The sequence below is a fragment of the Flavobacterium tistrianum genome, from assembly GCF_003254545.1.
Taxonomy (GTDB): domain Bacteria; phylum Bacteroidota; class Bacteroidia; order Flavobacteriales; family Flavobacteriaceae; genus Flavobacterium; species Flavobacterium tistrianum.
Genome location: NZ_QJRH01000065.1, coordinates 56,183 through 69,878 on the forward strand (window position 1 = coordinate 56,183; position 13,696 = coordinate 69,878).

Genomic DNA, 13,696 nt, shown 5'->3' on the forward strand with positions numbered 1-13,696 from the left:
AGGAAAAAAATAAAAATATGCTTTATTCAAAAATAGAAGGCGAAGGAAAACCATTTATCATCATGCACGGATTTCTGGGAATGTCCGATAACTGGAAAACACTTGCCGGGCAATATGTAGAAGCCGGATTTCAAGTTCATATTTTAGATTTAAGAAACCATGGTCGCAGTTTTCATTCAGATGAGTGGAGTTACGAAGCGATGGTTCTAGATGTGTATGAATACTGTCAAGCAAACAATCTTACACGAATTGATATTCTTGGGCATTCAATGGGAGGAAAAGTGGCAATGCTTTTTGCGACAACACATCCAGAAATTGTAGATAAATTGATTGTAGCAGATATTGGTCCGAGATTTTACAAACAGCACCATCAGGATATTTTGGCAGGATTAAATGCTGTCGATTTTTCAGTAAAACCAAGCCGGAGTGATGTTGAAGAAATAGTGTCCCAATATGTTTCAGATTTTGGAACAAGACAATTTCTGCTGAAAAATTTATATTGGAAAGAGCCAGGACAATTGGCTTTTCGATTTAATTTAGAAGCTTTTAATAATAATCTGGATGCAATTGGAAAACCTTTGGCAGATGATTTAGTTTTTGATAAACCAACTCTATTTATTCGTGGAGGAAATTCTGGATATATTCAAGATGAAGATGTTGACGGAATTCGCAAGCATTTTCCGAATCTAAAATTAGAAACCATTCCAAACGCTGGACATTGGCTTCACGCTGAAAATCCGAAGATGTTTTTCGAATTGACAGCTACGTTTTTAAAAGAGTAGTCGTTTTTGATGAAAATTTTATTACTTTTAAATAAATTTTAAACCTCAAGAACCATGAAATTATTACTTAGACTCCTTGTTACTGCTGCTTTAGTTTTATTGTTGTCTAATATTTTGACTGGAGTACACGTTGCTAGTTTTGGTACAGCTGTAATTGTTGCAGTAGTTTTAGGATTGCTGAATGTTTTTATAAAACCAATTTTAGTTATTTTGACTCTACCTGTTACTTTTGTTACACTAGGTTTGTTTTTACTGGTGATCAACGCAGTAATTATTTTGCTGTGCACTAATATTGTAGGCGGTTTTGCAGTAAATTCATTCTGGACAGCATTAATATTTAGTATTATTTTGTCTATACTTCAATCTCTTACTTATAAAATACTGGGAGACGATAAATAAAACAAATAGGCAGATTAAAACTGCTTCAAATACAATAGATTAAAAACTTGGTTGGGTTGCAAAAATTTTATAATTTTGCAACCCAATTTTATTACGTAAATTAAAGAAGAAGATGGATATTAAAAGAGTAGCAATAGACGCTGTAAACGAGACAATCGTTATGAACGTTGTTCATATGGATTATAAAGGTCAAGTAGCAAAAAGAATTAACGAAAAAATGCCTTTAGCGCAAGTAAAAGGATTTAGAAAAGGACAAGTGCCTAAAGATCTTGTTGAAAAACAATATGGAAAAGCTATTAAGCAAGAAGAGATCAAAAAAGTAGTTGATTTGGCTTTAGAGCGTTATATTCAATCTGAAAGATTAAATCTTTTAGGAACTCCGCTTCCAAAATTTGGAGAAGATTTTAACTGGGATGCTGAAGAATTAACTTTTGAATATGAAATTGGTTTAGTGCCAAACTTCGAAATTGATCTTGAAGCTAAAAACAATATCGTAAAATATATCGTTACTGCTGACGATAAATTAATCGACGGACAAGTTGAGCGTATCCAAAAACAATTTGGAAAAGCAGTTCCACAAGAAGTATCTGATGCAAAATCTGACTTAACTGGAACTTTCTCAAACGAAGCAAACGGAATCAACAATACTACTACAATCTCTGTTGATACATTCAGCAAAAAAGCTCAAAAACAATTCATAGGTAAAAAAGTTGGAGATGTTGTTACAGTAAGCACAAAAGGTTTATTTGAAGACGATCACCAATTAATGGATTACTTAAAAGTAGGTCACGAAGGTGTTCACGGTTTAGATGTTGAAGTAAACTTTACTATCAGCGCTATCAACGGTTCTGAGCCAGCTGAATTAAACCAAGAATTATTTGATAAACTTTTTGGTGAAGGAAAAGTAGCTTCTTTAGAAGATTTAAAATCTAAAATTAAAGAAGATGCTGAAGCACAATTCGCACAGCAAGCTGACCAAAAATTATTATTAGATGTTCAGGATTTCTTAATCGAAAACACAAAATTCGATTTACCAGCTGAATTCTTAAAAAGATGGTTGCAAACTGTAGGAGAGAAAAAATTAACTGCAGAAGAAGCTGAAGTTGAATACGCTAGATCTGAAAAAGGTTTACGTTTCCAATTAATCGAAGGAAAAGCATTAGCTCAAAGCAATATCCAAATTACATTTGAAGATTTGAAAGAGTTTACATCAAACGCGATCAGACAGCAAATGGCTCAATTTGGTCAAACAAACCCAACTGATGAAGAAGTTCAAGGAATCGTAGCTAGAGTTTTATCTAACCAAGACGAAGTGAAAAGACTTTCTGAGCAAGTTGTGGCATCTAAAATGTTAGATATCTTCAAAGAAAAAGCTAACCCAACAACTAAAGAGGTTACTTACGAAGAATTTATCGCTGCTTCTTACGGAGAATAAATTTTAGTCTGAAAGTCAAAAGTTGTAAAGTCGCAATTTAAGAAGTATACTTTTTAAAAATTAAGATTTTATTACAGAAACCGAAAGATAAAAATAATTATATTTGAACGTCAATGGAATTTTTTATTCTGTTGACGTTCTTTTTTTTTGTTTCAGGTTTCACGTTCTTTGAAGCTAACTTGAAACTTTAAACCTGAAACAAAAGAAACTTTTTCAGACAAATTGACATCCTTTATAAAAAGGTATGAACTTTGTTTAATTCGTTTAAGTCACTTGCTGACTTTAGACTTTTCAACTTTAAACTAAAAATATGAACTACGGTAAAGAATTCAAAAAATTTGCTACAAAGCACCAAGGAGTAAACGCAATGTATTACGATAAAATCGTAGCAGCAATGACTCCAACAAACATGACTCCATATATTATTGAAGAGCGTCAGCTGAATATTTCTCAATTGGACGTTTTCTCAAGATTAATGATGGACAGAATTATCTTTTTAGGAACTGGTATTGACGATCAGATCGCTAATATCGTTCAAGCTCAGTTATTGTTTTTAGAAAGTGCTGATGCTTCAAAAGATATTCAAATTTACTTAAACTCTCCAGGAGGAAGTGTTTATGCAGGTTTAGGAATTTACGATACTATGCAGTACATCAAACCGGATGTCGCAACAATCTGTACAGGAATGGCAGCTTCTATGGGAGCAGTTTTATTATGTGCAGGAGCTGCAGGAAAACGTTCTGCATTACCTCACTCAAGAGTAATGATTCACCAGCCATCTGGAGGAGCTCAAGGTGTTGCAACAGATATGGAAATCAACTTACGTGAGATGTTGAAATTAAAAGATGAACTTTATAACATCATCTCTCAACATTCAGGACAATCTTTTGACAAAGTGCACAAAGACAGTGAGCGTGATTACTGGATGAAAGCAGATGAAGCAAAAGAGTACGGAATGATTGACGAAGTATTGAGAAGAAGTTAAAAAAAAGTTTCAGTTTTCAGGTTTCAAGTTGCAGCGGTTAACTTGAAACCTGAAACAAATAAAACTTGAAACAAAAAATAAAATATTAAGCTGTAAGGAGTTAAGTTTTAAAGTTTTAATTTAAAAAAGCTTAGAAACTTAGTATCTTTGCAGCTTAGTAACTAAATATAGAATGGCAAAAGTAGTATTAGAATGTTCGTTTTGTGGAAGAAAGAAGCCAGAAACTAATTTATTAATAGCAGGTATCAATGCACACATTTGTGATAAGTGTATTGAACAGGCACACGGAATTGTTTTAGAAGAATTAAAATCTAGCGGAAGCGCAAAATTAGTTGGGGACTTGATTCTAAAGAAACCAAAAGAAATTAGAGCTTTCCTAGATCAATATGTTATTGGACAGGATCAGACCAAAAAAGTAATGTCTGTTGCGGTTTACAATCACTACAAACGTTTAATGCAACAGCAATTAGATGATGAAGTTGAGATTGAAAAAAGTAACATCATCATGGTAGGTCAAACAGGAACAGGAAAAACATTAGTAGCAAAAACGATTGCTAAAATGTTAGACGTTCCGTTGGCAATTGTTGATGCAACTGTATTGACAGAAGCTGGATATGTTGGAGAAGACGTTGAAAGTATTTTGACTCGTTTACTTCAAGCTGCTGATTACGATGTGGCTAAAGCAGAAAGAGGAATCGTATTTATTGACGAAATTGATAAAATCGCTCGTAAAAGCGATAATCCATCAATCACTCGTGACGTTTCCGGAGAAGGTGTTCAGCAAGCATTATTGAAACTATTAGAAGGAACAGTTGTAAACGTGCCGCCAAAAGGAGGGCGTAAACACCCAGATCAAAAGTTTGTTGAGGTAAATACTCAAAATATCTTGTTTATTGCTGGTGGAGCTTTTGATGGAGTAGAACGTATTATTTCAAAACGTTTAAATCGTCAGGCAGTTGGTTACTCAACTTCTAAAAACACTGACAATATTGACAAAGACAATTTGTTACAATATATTATTCCAAAAGATATTAAAGATTTTGGTTTGATTCCTGAGATTATTGGGCGTTTACCAGTTTTAACGCACATGGATCCTTTGGATAAAGCAACGCTTCGTGCGATTTTAACGCAGCCTAAAAATGCATTGATTAAACAATATCAGAAGTTATTCTTGATGGATGATGTTGAGTTTACGATTACCGATGAAGCTTTAGATTTTATTGTAGATAAAGCTTTAGAGTATAAACTTGGTGCTCGAGGATTACGTTCTTTATGTGAAGCTATCTTAACTGATGCAATGTACGAACTGCCAACATCTGATGATATTAGTTTGACAATCGACAAAGAATATGCAGAACATACGCTAAGTAAAAACTTATTGAAGCGTATGGAAATTGCTTCTTAAAGTAATCAAATCACTTTGTCAAAGTTTTAAACTTTGACAAAGTTCAATTATAGAACCTGTTCATTTATTTGAGCAGGTTTTTTTATTGCCTTTTTTGTTCAGTTTTATGAAACTATTGCACTCTAAATTTCTCTCGATATTCAATTGGTTTCATGCCAACCATTTTATAGAACACTTTTCTAAAGGCTTTTGGGTCGTTATAACCTGTTTTTTCGATAATTTCTGAAATAGAAAGCTGGGTTTGCTCTAAATATTTCTTCGAACTTTCAACCCTAATATTTTGTAAATATTCAATTGGAGGAATTCCTGTCACTTGTTTGAAACGGCGTGTCATGTTTCGGGTACTTGTTGGGATATCTTTTGTAATTTCTTCTAGTTTTTCGATGGAATGGTACTGGCTTTCAATTTTTTGCTGCAACATGGCTACTAGAGAATCATTGTGTAGATGATTGGGTCTAAAAGTGCTGAAATAGCTTTGTTTGTATCGGTTCAAATCGATAGAGAATATTTTGGCGATTTTAACTGCCATTTCGTTACCACAGAATTTCTGAACCAAAAGAATCAGTAAATGAAATGTTGAGGTCGATCCGCCGCTAGTATATAAACTTCCGTCTGCTGTTAGAGTTTCTTCTGGTTTTAAATTTACCATAGGAAAAGCTTTTGTAAAAGCGCTGCAGGCGTCAACATGCGTTGTGGCTAATTTTTCGTTTAGTAAACCAGAAGCAGCAAATAAAAAGGCTCCAGTACAAAAACTCGCTAATTCGGCTCCAGCCTTATGCTGTTTTTGTAACCACGGAATAAAACTTTTATTCTTTTTAATCATCTCGCTCATATTATCAGTCGTAAAAGCGGGAATTAAAATTAAGTCTAGAATGCTATCTGAGGTTTCAATTGCATTGCTTTTATATCCAAATAAATTTCCTTGATCTGACTGCTCTTGAGATTGAAAAATCATAATTTGGAATGGTTTCTCATCTCCAGCAGTAAGTTTATTCGTGGTTTCAAATACTTCTAATATCGCAGCAATGCTCAGTAATTTATAGTCGTGAGGTACGATTAATCCTAGTTTCTTGCTCATGATTTTTGGTCTTTTGGAATTTCAATATCTTACAAAAATAATCAAATTGTCTCAAATGCCCCTAAAAATGACTTTTATTGACATTTTTAAGTAATCTTAAAAAATTAAATTTGTTTTAATTAATTCGTAATTTTATAAAGATGAAAACAAAAATCTTCTTAAATCTTGCTGTAAAAGATTTAAACAGGGCAGTGTCTTTTTATAACGGACTTGGTTTTTCGACCAATCCAAAATTCACAAATGAAAAAGGAGCTTGTCTGGTTATTGATGAAAATATATTTGTGATGATTTTGGTAGAAGAGTTTTATCAAACCTTTACCAAAAAACAAATTTGTGATTCAACAACAACTAGTGAAGCTCTTATTGCTATTTCTGTAGACACTCGGGAGCAGGTTGATGAAATGATGGAAAAAGCCATCAAATCAGGTGGAACAGATTATAACCAGACAAATGATTATGGCTGGATGTATCAAAGAACTTTTCTAGATGTAGACGGACATCATTGGGAAGTTTTCTTTATGGATGAAAGTCAGATTCCAGAAAACATGTAATTAAGTAAGAACAAATCAAACGAAAAATAAATTATTAAAAAACTTAAAAAATGATCACAATTAAAAACACCGTGAATGCATCTCTTGACAAAGTTTGGAACTTTTGGAATACTCCAGAACATATTACAAAATGGAGCTTTGCTTCTCCTGATTGGCATACGCCTTACGCGGAAGCTGATTTGAGAGAAGGGGGAAAATTCAAATCGACTATGGCGGCAAAAGATGGAAGCATGAGTTTTGATTTTGGAGGTGAATTTACTCTAGTAAAACCAAACGAAGCACTTTCGTATGTTATGGGAGATGGGAGAAAAGTGGAAATCACTTTTACAGAAACTCCAAATGGTGTTGAAATTGTAGAAAGTTTTGACCCAGAAACACAAAATCCAGAAGAAATGCAGCGTGCTGGCTGGCAGGCTATTTTGGATAATTTTAAAAGTTATGTTGAAGCCAATTAAGGTGCAAAGGCGCAGAGTAACAAAGGCTCAAAGGTTGAAAATAGAATGCTAAATAATACTTATATGGTTTAAAAAGAAATAAATATCTAACCCAACAAAAAAAACAAAAAATGACAAAACAAATATGGTTGAATCTTCCTGTAAAGGATGTGGCAAAAGCGAAAGATTTTTTCTGGAAAATTGGTTTTTCGTTTAATGAACAGCATGATACGCCAAGTTCGACGTGCATGGTTGTAGGTGAAGGACATTTTGTGATAATGCTTTTTGAAGAGATGCTTTTTTCAAGTTTTTCAAAGAACAGCATTACCGATACGAATTTGAGCTCAGAAGTCTTGATTTCTATCGACGCAGAAAGCAGAGAAGAAGTTGATGAATTAGCTGAAAAAGTCAAAGAAGCTGGCGGAAATGTTTTTGCTCCTCCTGCAGAAAGTCAAGGCTGGATGTACGGCTGTGGTTTTACCGATTTGGATGGTCATCGTTGGAATGTTTTATTTATGGATTTTAGTAAATTACCAGATTAAGATGGAAAAATTAGTGTTTAATACCGAGATAAAGGCTTCTAAAGAAAAGATTTGGAAAGTCTTATGGGATGATGAAACTTACAGAAAGTGGACAAGCGCTTTTTGTGAAGGAAGTTATGCGGAATCGAATTGGAACGAAGGAGATAAAATTTATTTTTTAGGTCCCGGAGGGGCAGGAATGAATAGTCTGATTGAGACTAAAATTCCGAACGAATATATGGCTTTTAAGCATCTTGGCGAAATCAAAGATTTTAAAGAAGTGCCACCAAATGCCGAGACTGAAAAATGGAGCGGTGCAATGGAAACTTATAAACTGACTCAAAAAGGAGATGCTGTAAATCTTCATGTTGAGGTAGATGTAATCGAAAAACATATTGATTATTTCAAAGATGCCTTTCCAAAAGCGGTAGAATTAATTAAAGAATTGTCTGAGAAGTAAAAGCTTGGGAGAAAGAGAATAAAAAGAAAGACAGATAATTAACAATTTAAAATTTATAATTAACAATTAAAAAGTAATATCATGGCAACAGCAGTAAACCCATATTTAATGTTTAACGGAACTTGCGAAGCAGCATTTCTGTTTTATAAATCAGTTTTTGGTGGAGATTTTCCCTATATCGGAAGATTTAAAGATGCTCCAGCGGAAGAAGGCGAAGTGCTTTCTGAAGAAGTTTTGAATAGAATTATGCACGTATCTCTTCCAATTGGGCATAGTATCTTGATGGGAAGCGACACGCATCCAAGATACGGAGATGTTGGTATTGGCGATAATTTTTCTGTTTCTATTAATGCAGAAAGCAGAGAAGAGGCAGATAAAATCTTTAACGGACTTTCTGCAGGAGGAAAAGTAGAAATGCCGATGAATGACACTTTCTGGGGATCATATTTTGGAATGTTTAAAGATAAATTTGGCATCAACTGGATGGTGAGTTTTGACAAAAATGAACCAATGAAATAATCGAAAAGTTACGTTATTTTAATAATAAAACAGAAATGTTAAATTACTCTAAAAAGCACATGAAAATGTGCTTTTTCGTTTCAAAAAAACAATGATTATTCTTTTTTATCAACAAGAGATTGCCGATTTTTGTCGCTTCATAATCAAGAAAGAAAAATGGCAGCAGAAGACAAAGAAATCATTTTATTAAAAGTTTCTGGACACGATAAAATTGGAGTTACAGCGGGATTAACAGCTGTATTGGCAACATACGATGCCAATATTTTAGATATCGGACAAGCCGATATTCACGATACGCTTTCTTTAGGAATTTTGTTCGAAATTGCCGCAGGTTCTTCATCCGCACCCGTTTTAAAAGATCTTTTGTTTAAAGCATACGAATTAGAAATTAAAGTAAAATTTATTCCGATTTCTATTGAAGATTACGAAACGTGGGTGAAATCACAATCAAAACAACGTTATATCATCAATATTTTAGGTGAGAAACTCGCAGCTTCACAATTGTCTGCAGTGACTCAAATATTGTCAGATCAAAATTTAAATATCGATTCTATTATCCGATTAACAGGAAGAACTTCTGTGGTTGAAAAAGAAGAATATCCTCGTTCTTGTATTCAATTGTCTGTTACTGGAGAAATTGTAAACAAGATTATCATGACGGCAAGTTTTATGGAGATTTCCAGAACACTAAACGTTGATATTTCTTTCCAAGAAGATAATATTTACAGAAGAAACCGCCGTTTGGTTTGTTTCGATATGGATTCGACTTTAATTCAAACCGAAGTAATCGATGAACTGGCAGAATTGAATGGAGTAGGAGATCAAGTGCGAGCTATTACAGAATCGGCTATGAACGGTGAAATTGATTTCAACGAAAGTTTCAAAAAGCGTATGGCGCTTTTGGAAGGTTTGAGCGAAGAGGTTTTGCAAAACGTTGCCGTTAATTTGCCAATAACTCAAGGAGCACACCGTTTGATGAAAGCTTTAAAATATTATGGTTATAAAACTGCAATTCTTTCAGGAGGATTTACATATTTCGGAGAATACCTTCAAAAAGAATTAGGAATAGACTACGTTCACGCCAATCAATTAGAAATAAAAGATGGTAAACTGACGGGAAAATATTTAGGAGACATCGTAGATGGCCAGAAAAAAGCCGAATATCTAAAAGCAATCGCAGAAAAAGAAGGAATTCACATCAATCAGACAATCGCAGTTGGAGATGGAGCCAACGACTTGCCAATGCTAAACTTAGCAGGTCTTGGAATCGCTTTCCATGCGAAACCAAAAGTAAAAGAAAGCGCCTCAACATCCATCTCAAGTTTAGGTCTTGACGGTGTTTTATACTTATTAGGATATCACGATAGATATATCGATATGATGTAATTTGCAATCTGTCACCCTGAGCGAAGACGAAGGGCTTTCATGTAAAAAAGGGCTTCGACTTCGCTCAGCCTGACAAAGTAAATTCGTCCATTTTTTGTCATCCCGAGGAACGAGGGATCTCCACAAGTAGCTCGACAATCAAAATAAAAAAAAAACAAACCTCAGTCTCTTCAAATAAAAGGCTGAGGTTTTTTATATGGGCATGTCCCGCCAGAAAAAGGCGGGTCGGGCTATCCGTTACAATCTTTTGTGGTGAACCCCACCACAAAAGGATTTCCACTTCTATCCCTCATGCGGGCTTAGTGGAATTAACGTGATTTATGTTTTTTCCATTCTTTATGCAGTAATTTCTCGAGATCTTCAAAATTATAATTTAAACTATTAGAAGTAATAGAAAGAGGAGTTCCATATATTCTTAAGTTAGCTTTCATCAAAAATCCTTTTAAACGAGAGCTTTTCTCAATAAATTCTTTTGGATTTGAAACATCAATCAATAAAAATTTAGTAGACTTTATTTGTCGTGTTCTTATGTCTTTGATTTCTGACCAAGCAATTAGTCCAACACTGCAATAATGGGAATTATCATTAATTCCTTTGTCATTAATTATTAAACCTGGTTTTGTGTCAAAGATTTTGAAAAAAATATAAATCAAGCACATTCCGCAGAAAGATAATGAGGCAAAACCAGTAATTTTTATAAGTTCAACGCTTCTACAGACGGGTGAAATATACTGCTGAGAATTTAAAATAAATTGAATTCCTAATGCCACAAAGATTGCGGAAGCGACAAAAGCTAAAGCCATTTTTCTTTTGCTTAATCCAATTTTAATTTCGTTTATTTTATCCACGAGATTCCAACTCCTTTTTCATTTCCTTTAAATTTCTAAGATTCAGGAAAAGAATTGGCAACAAGGTAACAGGAATAACATTCATCGCACTAAAACCTTTCATGAAAACAATGAATATGTTAAGCGCAAAAAGCATAAAAAGCACAACACAAAAAATAGTATTTACTGTTTTTAATGTCTTCTGATTTTTAACCAGTTCTTCAGTTGTCATTTCGCTAAATTTTGTGTCTTTCATTTTATATTGTTTTTAGCACATTTCTTTCAATTGTTCCAAATAATCTCTCTGATTCGAAAGTCTCGGAATCTTATGTTGACCGCCCAATTTATCTCTTTCTTTCAGCCAATCATAAAATAGGTTCTCTCTGGCAACATTAACCACCAAAGGATTTAAAGTCATATTGTTATAGCGTTTCGCCTCGTAATCTGAATTTAGGGTTTGCAAGGTTTCGTCCAGCACTTTTTGGAAAAGACCTACATCAGCGGGATCTTTCTTGAATTCGATCATCCATTCATGAGCGCCTTTTTCTTTGTCATGCATAAAAATAGGAGCCACCGTATAATCGATAACTTCAGTTTGTGTCACCTGGCAAGCTTTTGCAATAGCTTGATCGGTGTTTTCTACCATTAATTCTTCACCAAAAACATTAATATGATGTTTTGTTCTTCCCGTAACTCTAATTCTGTACGGATTTAAAGAAGTAAAACGAACCGTATCGCCAATTAAATAACGCCACAAACCAGAATTTGTAGTAATAACAATTGCATAGTTTTTATTCAATTCAACATCGGCCAAACGAACCACTTTTTGATTTGGAGTTCCAAAAGTATCCATCGGAATAAATTCGTAGAAAATGCCATAATCCAGCATTAATAATAAATCACTTGAATTATTCAAATCCTGAATGGCAAAAAAGCCTTCAGAAGCATTGTATATCTCGTAATATCTAAAATCTTTGCTTGGCAAAAGTTTTTTGTATTGTTCTCTATAAGGAGAAAAGCTTACGCCTCCGTGAAAATAAACTTCTAGATTTGGCCAAAGTTCCAATAAGCTTTGTTTGCCTGTATTTTCAAGAACTTTATTCATCAAAACCAGCATCCAAGAAGGAACTCCAGCAAAACTGGTTACATTTTCATTTTTAGTTTCGTTGATAATAGCTGCAATTTTGGTTTCCCATTCGCTCATCAGCGAAGTTTTGCTGCTTGGCGTACTGCTGAATTCAGCCCAAATAGGCATGTTCTCAATCAAAATTGCCGATAAATCTCCGAAGAAAGTATTGTTATTTTCGTAAATCTGAGAGCTTCCGCCTAAGCGAAGACTTTTTCCCAAAAACAATTCAGAATCTTCATTATTATTTAAGTAAAGACACAGAAGATCTTTGCTGCCTTTATAATGACAGTCTTCAAGAGCTTCATTGCTTACAGGAATAAACTTGCTTTTGGCATTTGTAGTCCCGCTCGATTTGGCAAACCATTTAATCGGACTTTCCCAAAAAACATTTTGCTCACCCAAACGCGTGCGTTCAATAAGTGGCTGCAGTTCTTCATAAGTTGCAATAGGAACTCTTTCAGCAAATGTTTGATAAGAATTAATGCTCGAAAACTCATATTTTTTTCCAATAACTGTATTTTCAGATGCCGTCAATAAGTTGTGCAATAATTCTTCCTGAACTTCATTTGGGTATTTTAAAAAAAGTTCTATTTGGTGAATCCTTTGTTTGAGGACCCAGGATGCAAACGAATTGATAATAGATAAAGGCATGAATTTGTTTTTTAGTTAACGGATTTTAGGTTTTAAATCTCACAATCTTTGCAAAACAAAAAACTTAAAATTTGAATATCGATAGACAAATAGTAACTTTGTCTTCATATCAAAAATAATATTTTTTTGTAAAAAACAATTCTATTTGAAGTAAAGATTCTACTTAATAAGTCGAATTTTAACACAAAAAACTTTAAATCTTTTGATAAATCTAAATCAGCAATTATAAATAAAAACACAAATGCAATATCAAGGCGTACTTACAAAAATGGAAACCGAACTTGGAAGTCCAATTCAATATTATTTGGTTTTCGAGGATAGTTTCTTAAACATGAATCAATTATTGGATAAAGAAATTGAAATCAATTTTGTAGGTTGCCAATGCTTGAATTGCGGCAAAAAGAAAAAAATATACCGACAAGGTTTTTGTTATGAATGCTTTTATTCAAGTCCAGCTGTTGGAGATTGGATTATGAGACCAGAATTGAGTACAGCACATTTAGGAATTGCAGATAGAGATTTAGAATATGAATCAAAAGTTCAGTTGCAACCTCACATTGTTTATTTGGCTTCGGCATGCGAAATAAAAGTTGGTGTTACCCGTAAAACTCAAGTTCCGACACGATGGATCGACCAAGGCGCTTCTCAGGCGATTGCAATTGTTGAGGTTCCGAACCGATATTTGGCTGGAATAACTGAGGTGGCATTAAAAGATCATTATACAGACAAAACAAATTGGAGAAAAATGTTGCAGAATTCTGTTGAGACTTTTGACCTGATTGCAGAAAAAGCCAAAATCGAAAGTTTGATTCCTAATGAAGTTAAAGAGTATTTTTATGCTCAAAAAAATGATGTTTACGAACTTCAATATCCAGTTTTAAGTTATCCTGCAAAAGTGAATAGTTTAAATTTGGATAAAACACCTTCTTTCAGCGGAAAATTAACTGGAATTAAAGGTCAGTATTTATTATTTGAAAACGGAACGGTATTTAATATCCGCGGATCAGAAGGTTATGTGGTCACAATAGACGTCTAGAGTTTCTAGGGAGTGGTCGATGATTTTGAGTTAATTGTCTATTATATTGTTAATTAGGTAATAATTTATTGTAATTTTAACTCAATTCCAGAGGCAAA

General features: G+C 33.8%; 16 protein-coding genes. 12 read left to right on the forward strand and 4 right to left on the reverse strand.

Going from position 1 to position 13,696, the window contains the following annotated elements:
- Positions 1-17: 17 nt before the first annotated feature.
- The 5 genes from DMB71_RS07230 (at position 18) to clpX (ending at position 5,006) form a co-directional block, all read left to right on the forward strand.
- A complete protein-coding gene (locus DMB71_RS07230) occupies positions 18-782 on the forward strand; it encodes an alpha/beta fold hydrolase (protein ID WP_111364914.1) in 765 nt (254 codons plus the stop codon).
- 54 nt (positions 783-836) lie between these two features.
- Positions 837-1,181: a phage holin family protein gene (locus DMB71_RS07235; protein WP_111364915.1), complete on the forward strand. Its 345-nt coding sequence runs from the start codon at positions 837-839 to the stop codon at positions 1,179-1,181.
- Between the two features lie 112 nt (positions 1,182-1,293).
- Positions 1,294-2,616, forward strand: coding sequence for a trigger factor (locus DMB71_RS07240; protein ID WP_111364917.1), 1,323 nt, complete (start codon positions 1,294-1,296; stop codon positions 2,614-2,616).
- Between the two features lie 310 nt (positions 2,617-2,926).
- Positions 2,927-3,601 (forward strand): ATP-dependent Clp endopeptidase proteolytic subunit ClpP, encoded by a 675-nt coding sequence (clpP, locus tag DMB71_RS07245; RefSeq protein ID WP_111364919.1) that lies wholly within the window; start codon positions 2,927-2,929, stop codon positions 3,599-3,601.
- Positions 3,602-3,773: 172 nt separating this feature from the next.
- Complete coding sequence (gene clpX, locus DMB71_RS07250; protein ID WP_008467306.1) at positions 3,774-5,006, forward strand: ATP-dependent Clp protease ATP-binding subunit ClpX; 1,233 nt, start codon at positions 3,774-3,776, stop codon at positions 5,004-5,006.
- Positions 5,007-5,118: 112 nt separating this feature from the next.
- Here the strand turns inward: clpX and DMB71_RS07255 are convergent, their stop codons facing one another.
- The gene (locus DMB71_RS07255; RefSeq protein ID WP_111364920.1) at positions 5,119-6,084 is read right to left on the reverse strand and encodes a GlxA family transcriptional regulator; all 966 of its coding nucleotides are present in this window, start codon (positions 6,082-6,084) and stop codon (positions 5,119-5,121) included.
- Between the two features lie 140 nt (positions 6,085-6,224).
- Here DMB71_RS07255 and DMB71_RS07260 point away from each other — a divergent pair, with 140 nt between their 5' ends.
- From DMB71_RS07260 to serB, 6 genes are all read left to right on the forward strand, one after another.
- Positions 6,225-6,635: a VOC family protein gene (locus DMB71_RS07260; protein WP_111364922.1), complete on the forward strand. Its 411-nt coding sequence runs from the start codon at positions 6,225-6,227 to the stop codon at positions 6,633-6,635.
- Between the two features lie 50 nt (positions 6,636-6,685).
- Entirely contained in the window at positions 6,686-7,090 is a 405-nt protein-coding gene (locus DMB71_RS07265) for an SRPBCC family protein (RefSeq protein WP_111364924.1), read from the forward strand.
- 110 nt (positions 7,091-7,200) lie between these two features.
- On the forward strand, positions 7,201-7,611 hold the full coding sequence (locus tag DMB71_RS07270; RefSeq protein WP_111364925.1) for a VOC family protein: 411 nt from the start codon (positions 7,201-7,203) through the stop codon (positions 7,609-7,611).
- Position 7,612: 1 nt separating this feature from the next.
- Positions 7,613-8,050 (forward strand): SRPBCC family protein, encoded by a 438-nt coding sequence (locus DMB71_RS07275; protein WP_111365126.1) that lies wholly within the window; start codon positions 7,613-7,615, stop codon positions 8,048-8,050.
- A gap of 81 nt (positions 8,051-8,131) precedes the next feature.
- Positions 8,132-8,569 (forward strand): VOC family protein, encoded by a 438-nt coding sequence (locus tag DMB71_RS07280; RefSeq protein WP_111364927.1) that lies wholly within the window; start codon positions 8,132-8,134, stop codon positions 8,567-8,569.
- 156 nt (positions 8,570-8,725) lie between these two features.
- On the forward strand, positions 8,726-9,955 hold the full coding sequence (gene serB / locus DMB71_RS07285; protein ID WP_111364928.1) for a phosphoserine phosphatase SerB: 1,230 nt from the start codon (positions 8,726-8,728) through the stop codon (positions 9,953-9,955).
- A gap of 308 nt (positions 9,956-10,263) precedes the next feature.
- On the opposite strand, the gene DMB71_RS07290 is transcribed toward serB, so the two are convergent.
- Genes DMB71_RS07290 through DMB71_RS07300 form a run of 3 tightly spaced genes read right to left on the reverse strand, consistent with a single transcriptional unit; the run spans position 10,264 to position 12,562 of the window.
- The gene (locus tag DMB71_RS07290) at positions 10,264-10,758 is read right to left on the reverse strand and encodes an STM3941 family protein (RefSeq protein WP_162614797.1); all 495 of its coding nucleotides are present in this window, start codon (positions 10,756-10,758) and stop codon (positions 10,264-10,266) included.
- A 37-nt stretch (positions 10,759-10,795) separates the two neighbouring features.
- Complete coding sequence (locus DMB71_RS07295) at positions 10,796-11,038, reverse strand: redox-active disulfide protein 2 (RefSeq protein ID WP_111364931.1); 243 nt, start codon at positions 11,036-11,038, stop codon at positions 10,796-10,798.
- Positions 11,039-11,050: 12 nt separating this feature from the next.
- Entirely contained in the window at positions 11,051-12,562 is a 1,512-nt protein-coding gene (locus tag DMB71_RS07300) for a GH3 auxin-responsive promoter family protein (RefSeq protein WP_111364933.1), read from the reverse strand.
- Between the two features lie 241 nt (positions 12,563-12,803).
- Between DMB71_RS07300 and DMB71_RS07305 the strand changes: the two genes are divergently transcribed.
- Positions 12,804-13,598, forward strand: a complete 795-nt coding sequence (locus tag DMB71_RS07305) for a DUF2797 domain-containing protein (RefSeq protein WP_111364935.1) — start codon at positions 12,804-12,806, stop codon at positions 13,596-13,598.
- Positions 13,599-13,696: the final 98 nt, after the last annotated feature.

Bases quoted from the DNA above. Each gene is read 5' to 3' on its own strand.
- serB (WP_111364928.1), top strand. From the start codon at position 8,726: ATGGCAGCAGAAGACAAAGAAATCATTTTATTAAAAGTTTCTGGACAC.
- DMB71_RS07295 (WP_111364931.1), bottom strand. From the start codon at position 11,038: ATGAAAGACACAAAATTTAGCGAAATGACAACTGAAGAACTGGTTAAA.
- DMB71_RS07230 (WP_111364914.1), top strand. From the start codon at position 18: ATGCTTTATTCAAAAATAGAAGGCGAAGGAAAACCATTTATCATCATG.
- DMB71_RS07280 (WP_111364927.1), top strand. From the start codon at position 8,132: ATGGCAACAGCAGTAAACCCATATTTAATGTTTAACGGAACTTGCGAA.
- DMB71_RS07240 (WP_111364917.1), top strand. From the start codon at position 1,294: ATGGATATTAAAAGAGTAGCAATAGACGCTGTAAACGAGACAATCGTT.
- DMB71_RS07255 (WP_111364920.1), bottom strand. From the start codon at position 6,084: ATGAGCAAGAAACTAGGATTAATCGTACCTCACGACTATAAATTACTG.
- DMB71_RS07235 (WP_111364915.1), top strand. From the start codon at position 837: ATGAAATTATTACTTAGACTCCTTGTTACTGCTGCTTTAGTTTTATTG.
- DMB71_RS07260 (WP_111364922.1), top strand. From the start codon at position 6,225: ATGAAAACAAAAATCTTCTTAAATCTTGCTGTAAAAGATTTAAACAGG.
- DMB71_RS07290 (WP_162614797.1), bottom strand. From the start codon at position 10,758: ATGGCTTTAGCTTTTGTCGCTTCCGCAATCTTTGTGGCATTAGGAATT.
- DMB71_RS07300 (WP_111364933.1), bottom strand. From the start codon at position 12,562: ATGCCTTTATCTATTATCAATTCGTTTGCATCCTGGGTCCTCAAACAA.
- DMB71_RS07305 (WP_111364935.1), top strand. From the start codon at position 12,804: ATGCAATATCAAGGCGTACTTACAAAAATGGAAACCGAACTTGGAAGT.
- DMB71_RS07275 (WP_111365126.1), top strand. From the start codon at position 7,613: ATGGAAAAATTAGTGTTTAATACCGAGATAAAGGCTTCTAAAGAAAAG.
- DMB71_RS07265 (WP_111364924.1), top strand. From the start codon at position 6,686: ATGATCACAATTAAAAACACCGTGAATGCATCTCTTGACAAAGTTTGG.
- clpX (WP_008467306.1), top strand. From the start codon at position 3,774: ATGGCAAAAGTAGTATTAGAATGTTCGTTTTGTGGAAGAAAGAAGCCA.
- DMB71_RS07270 (WP_111364925.1), top strand. From the start codon at position 7,201: ATGACAAAACAAATATGGTTGAATCTTCCTGTAAAGGATGTGGCAAAA.
- clpP (WP_111364919.1), top strand. From the start codon at position 2,927: ATGAACTACGGTAAAGAATTCAAAAAATTTGCTACAAAGCACCAAGGA.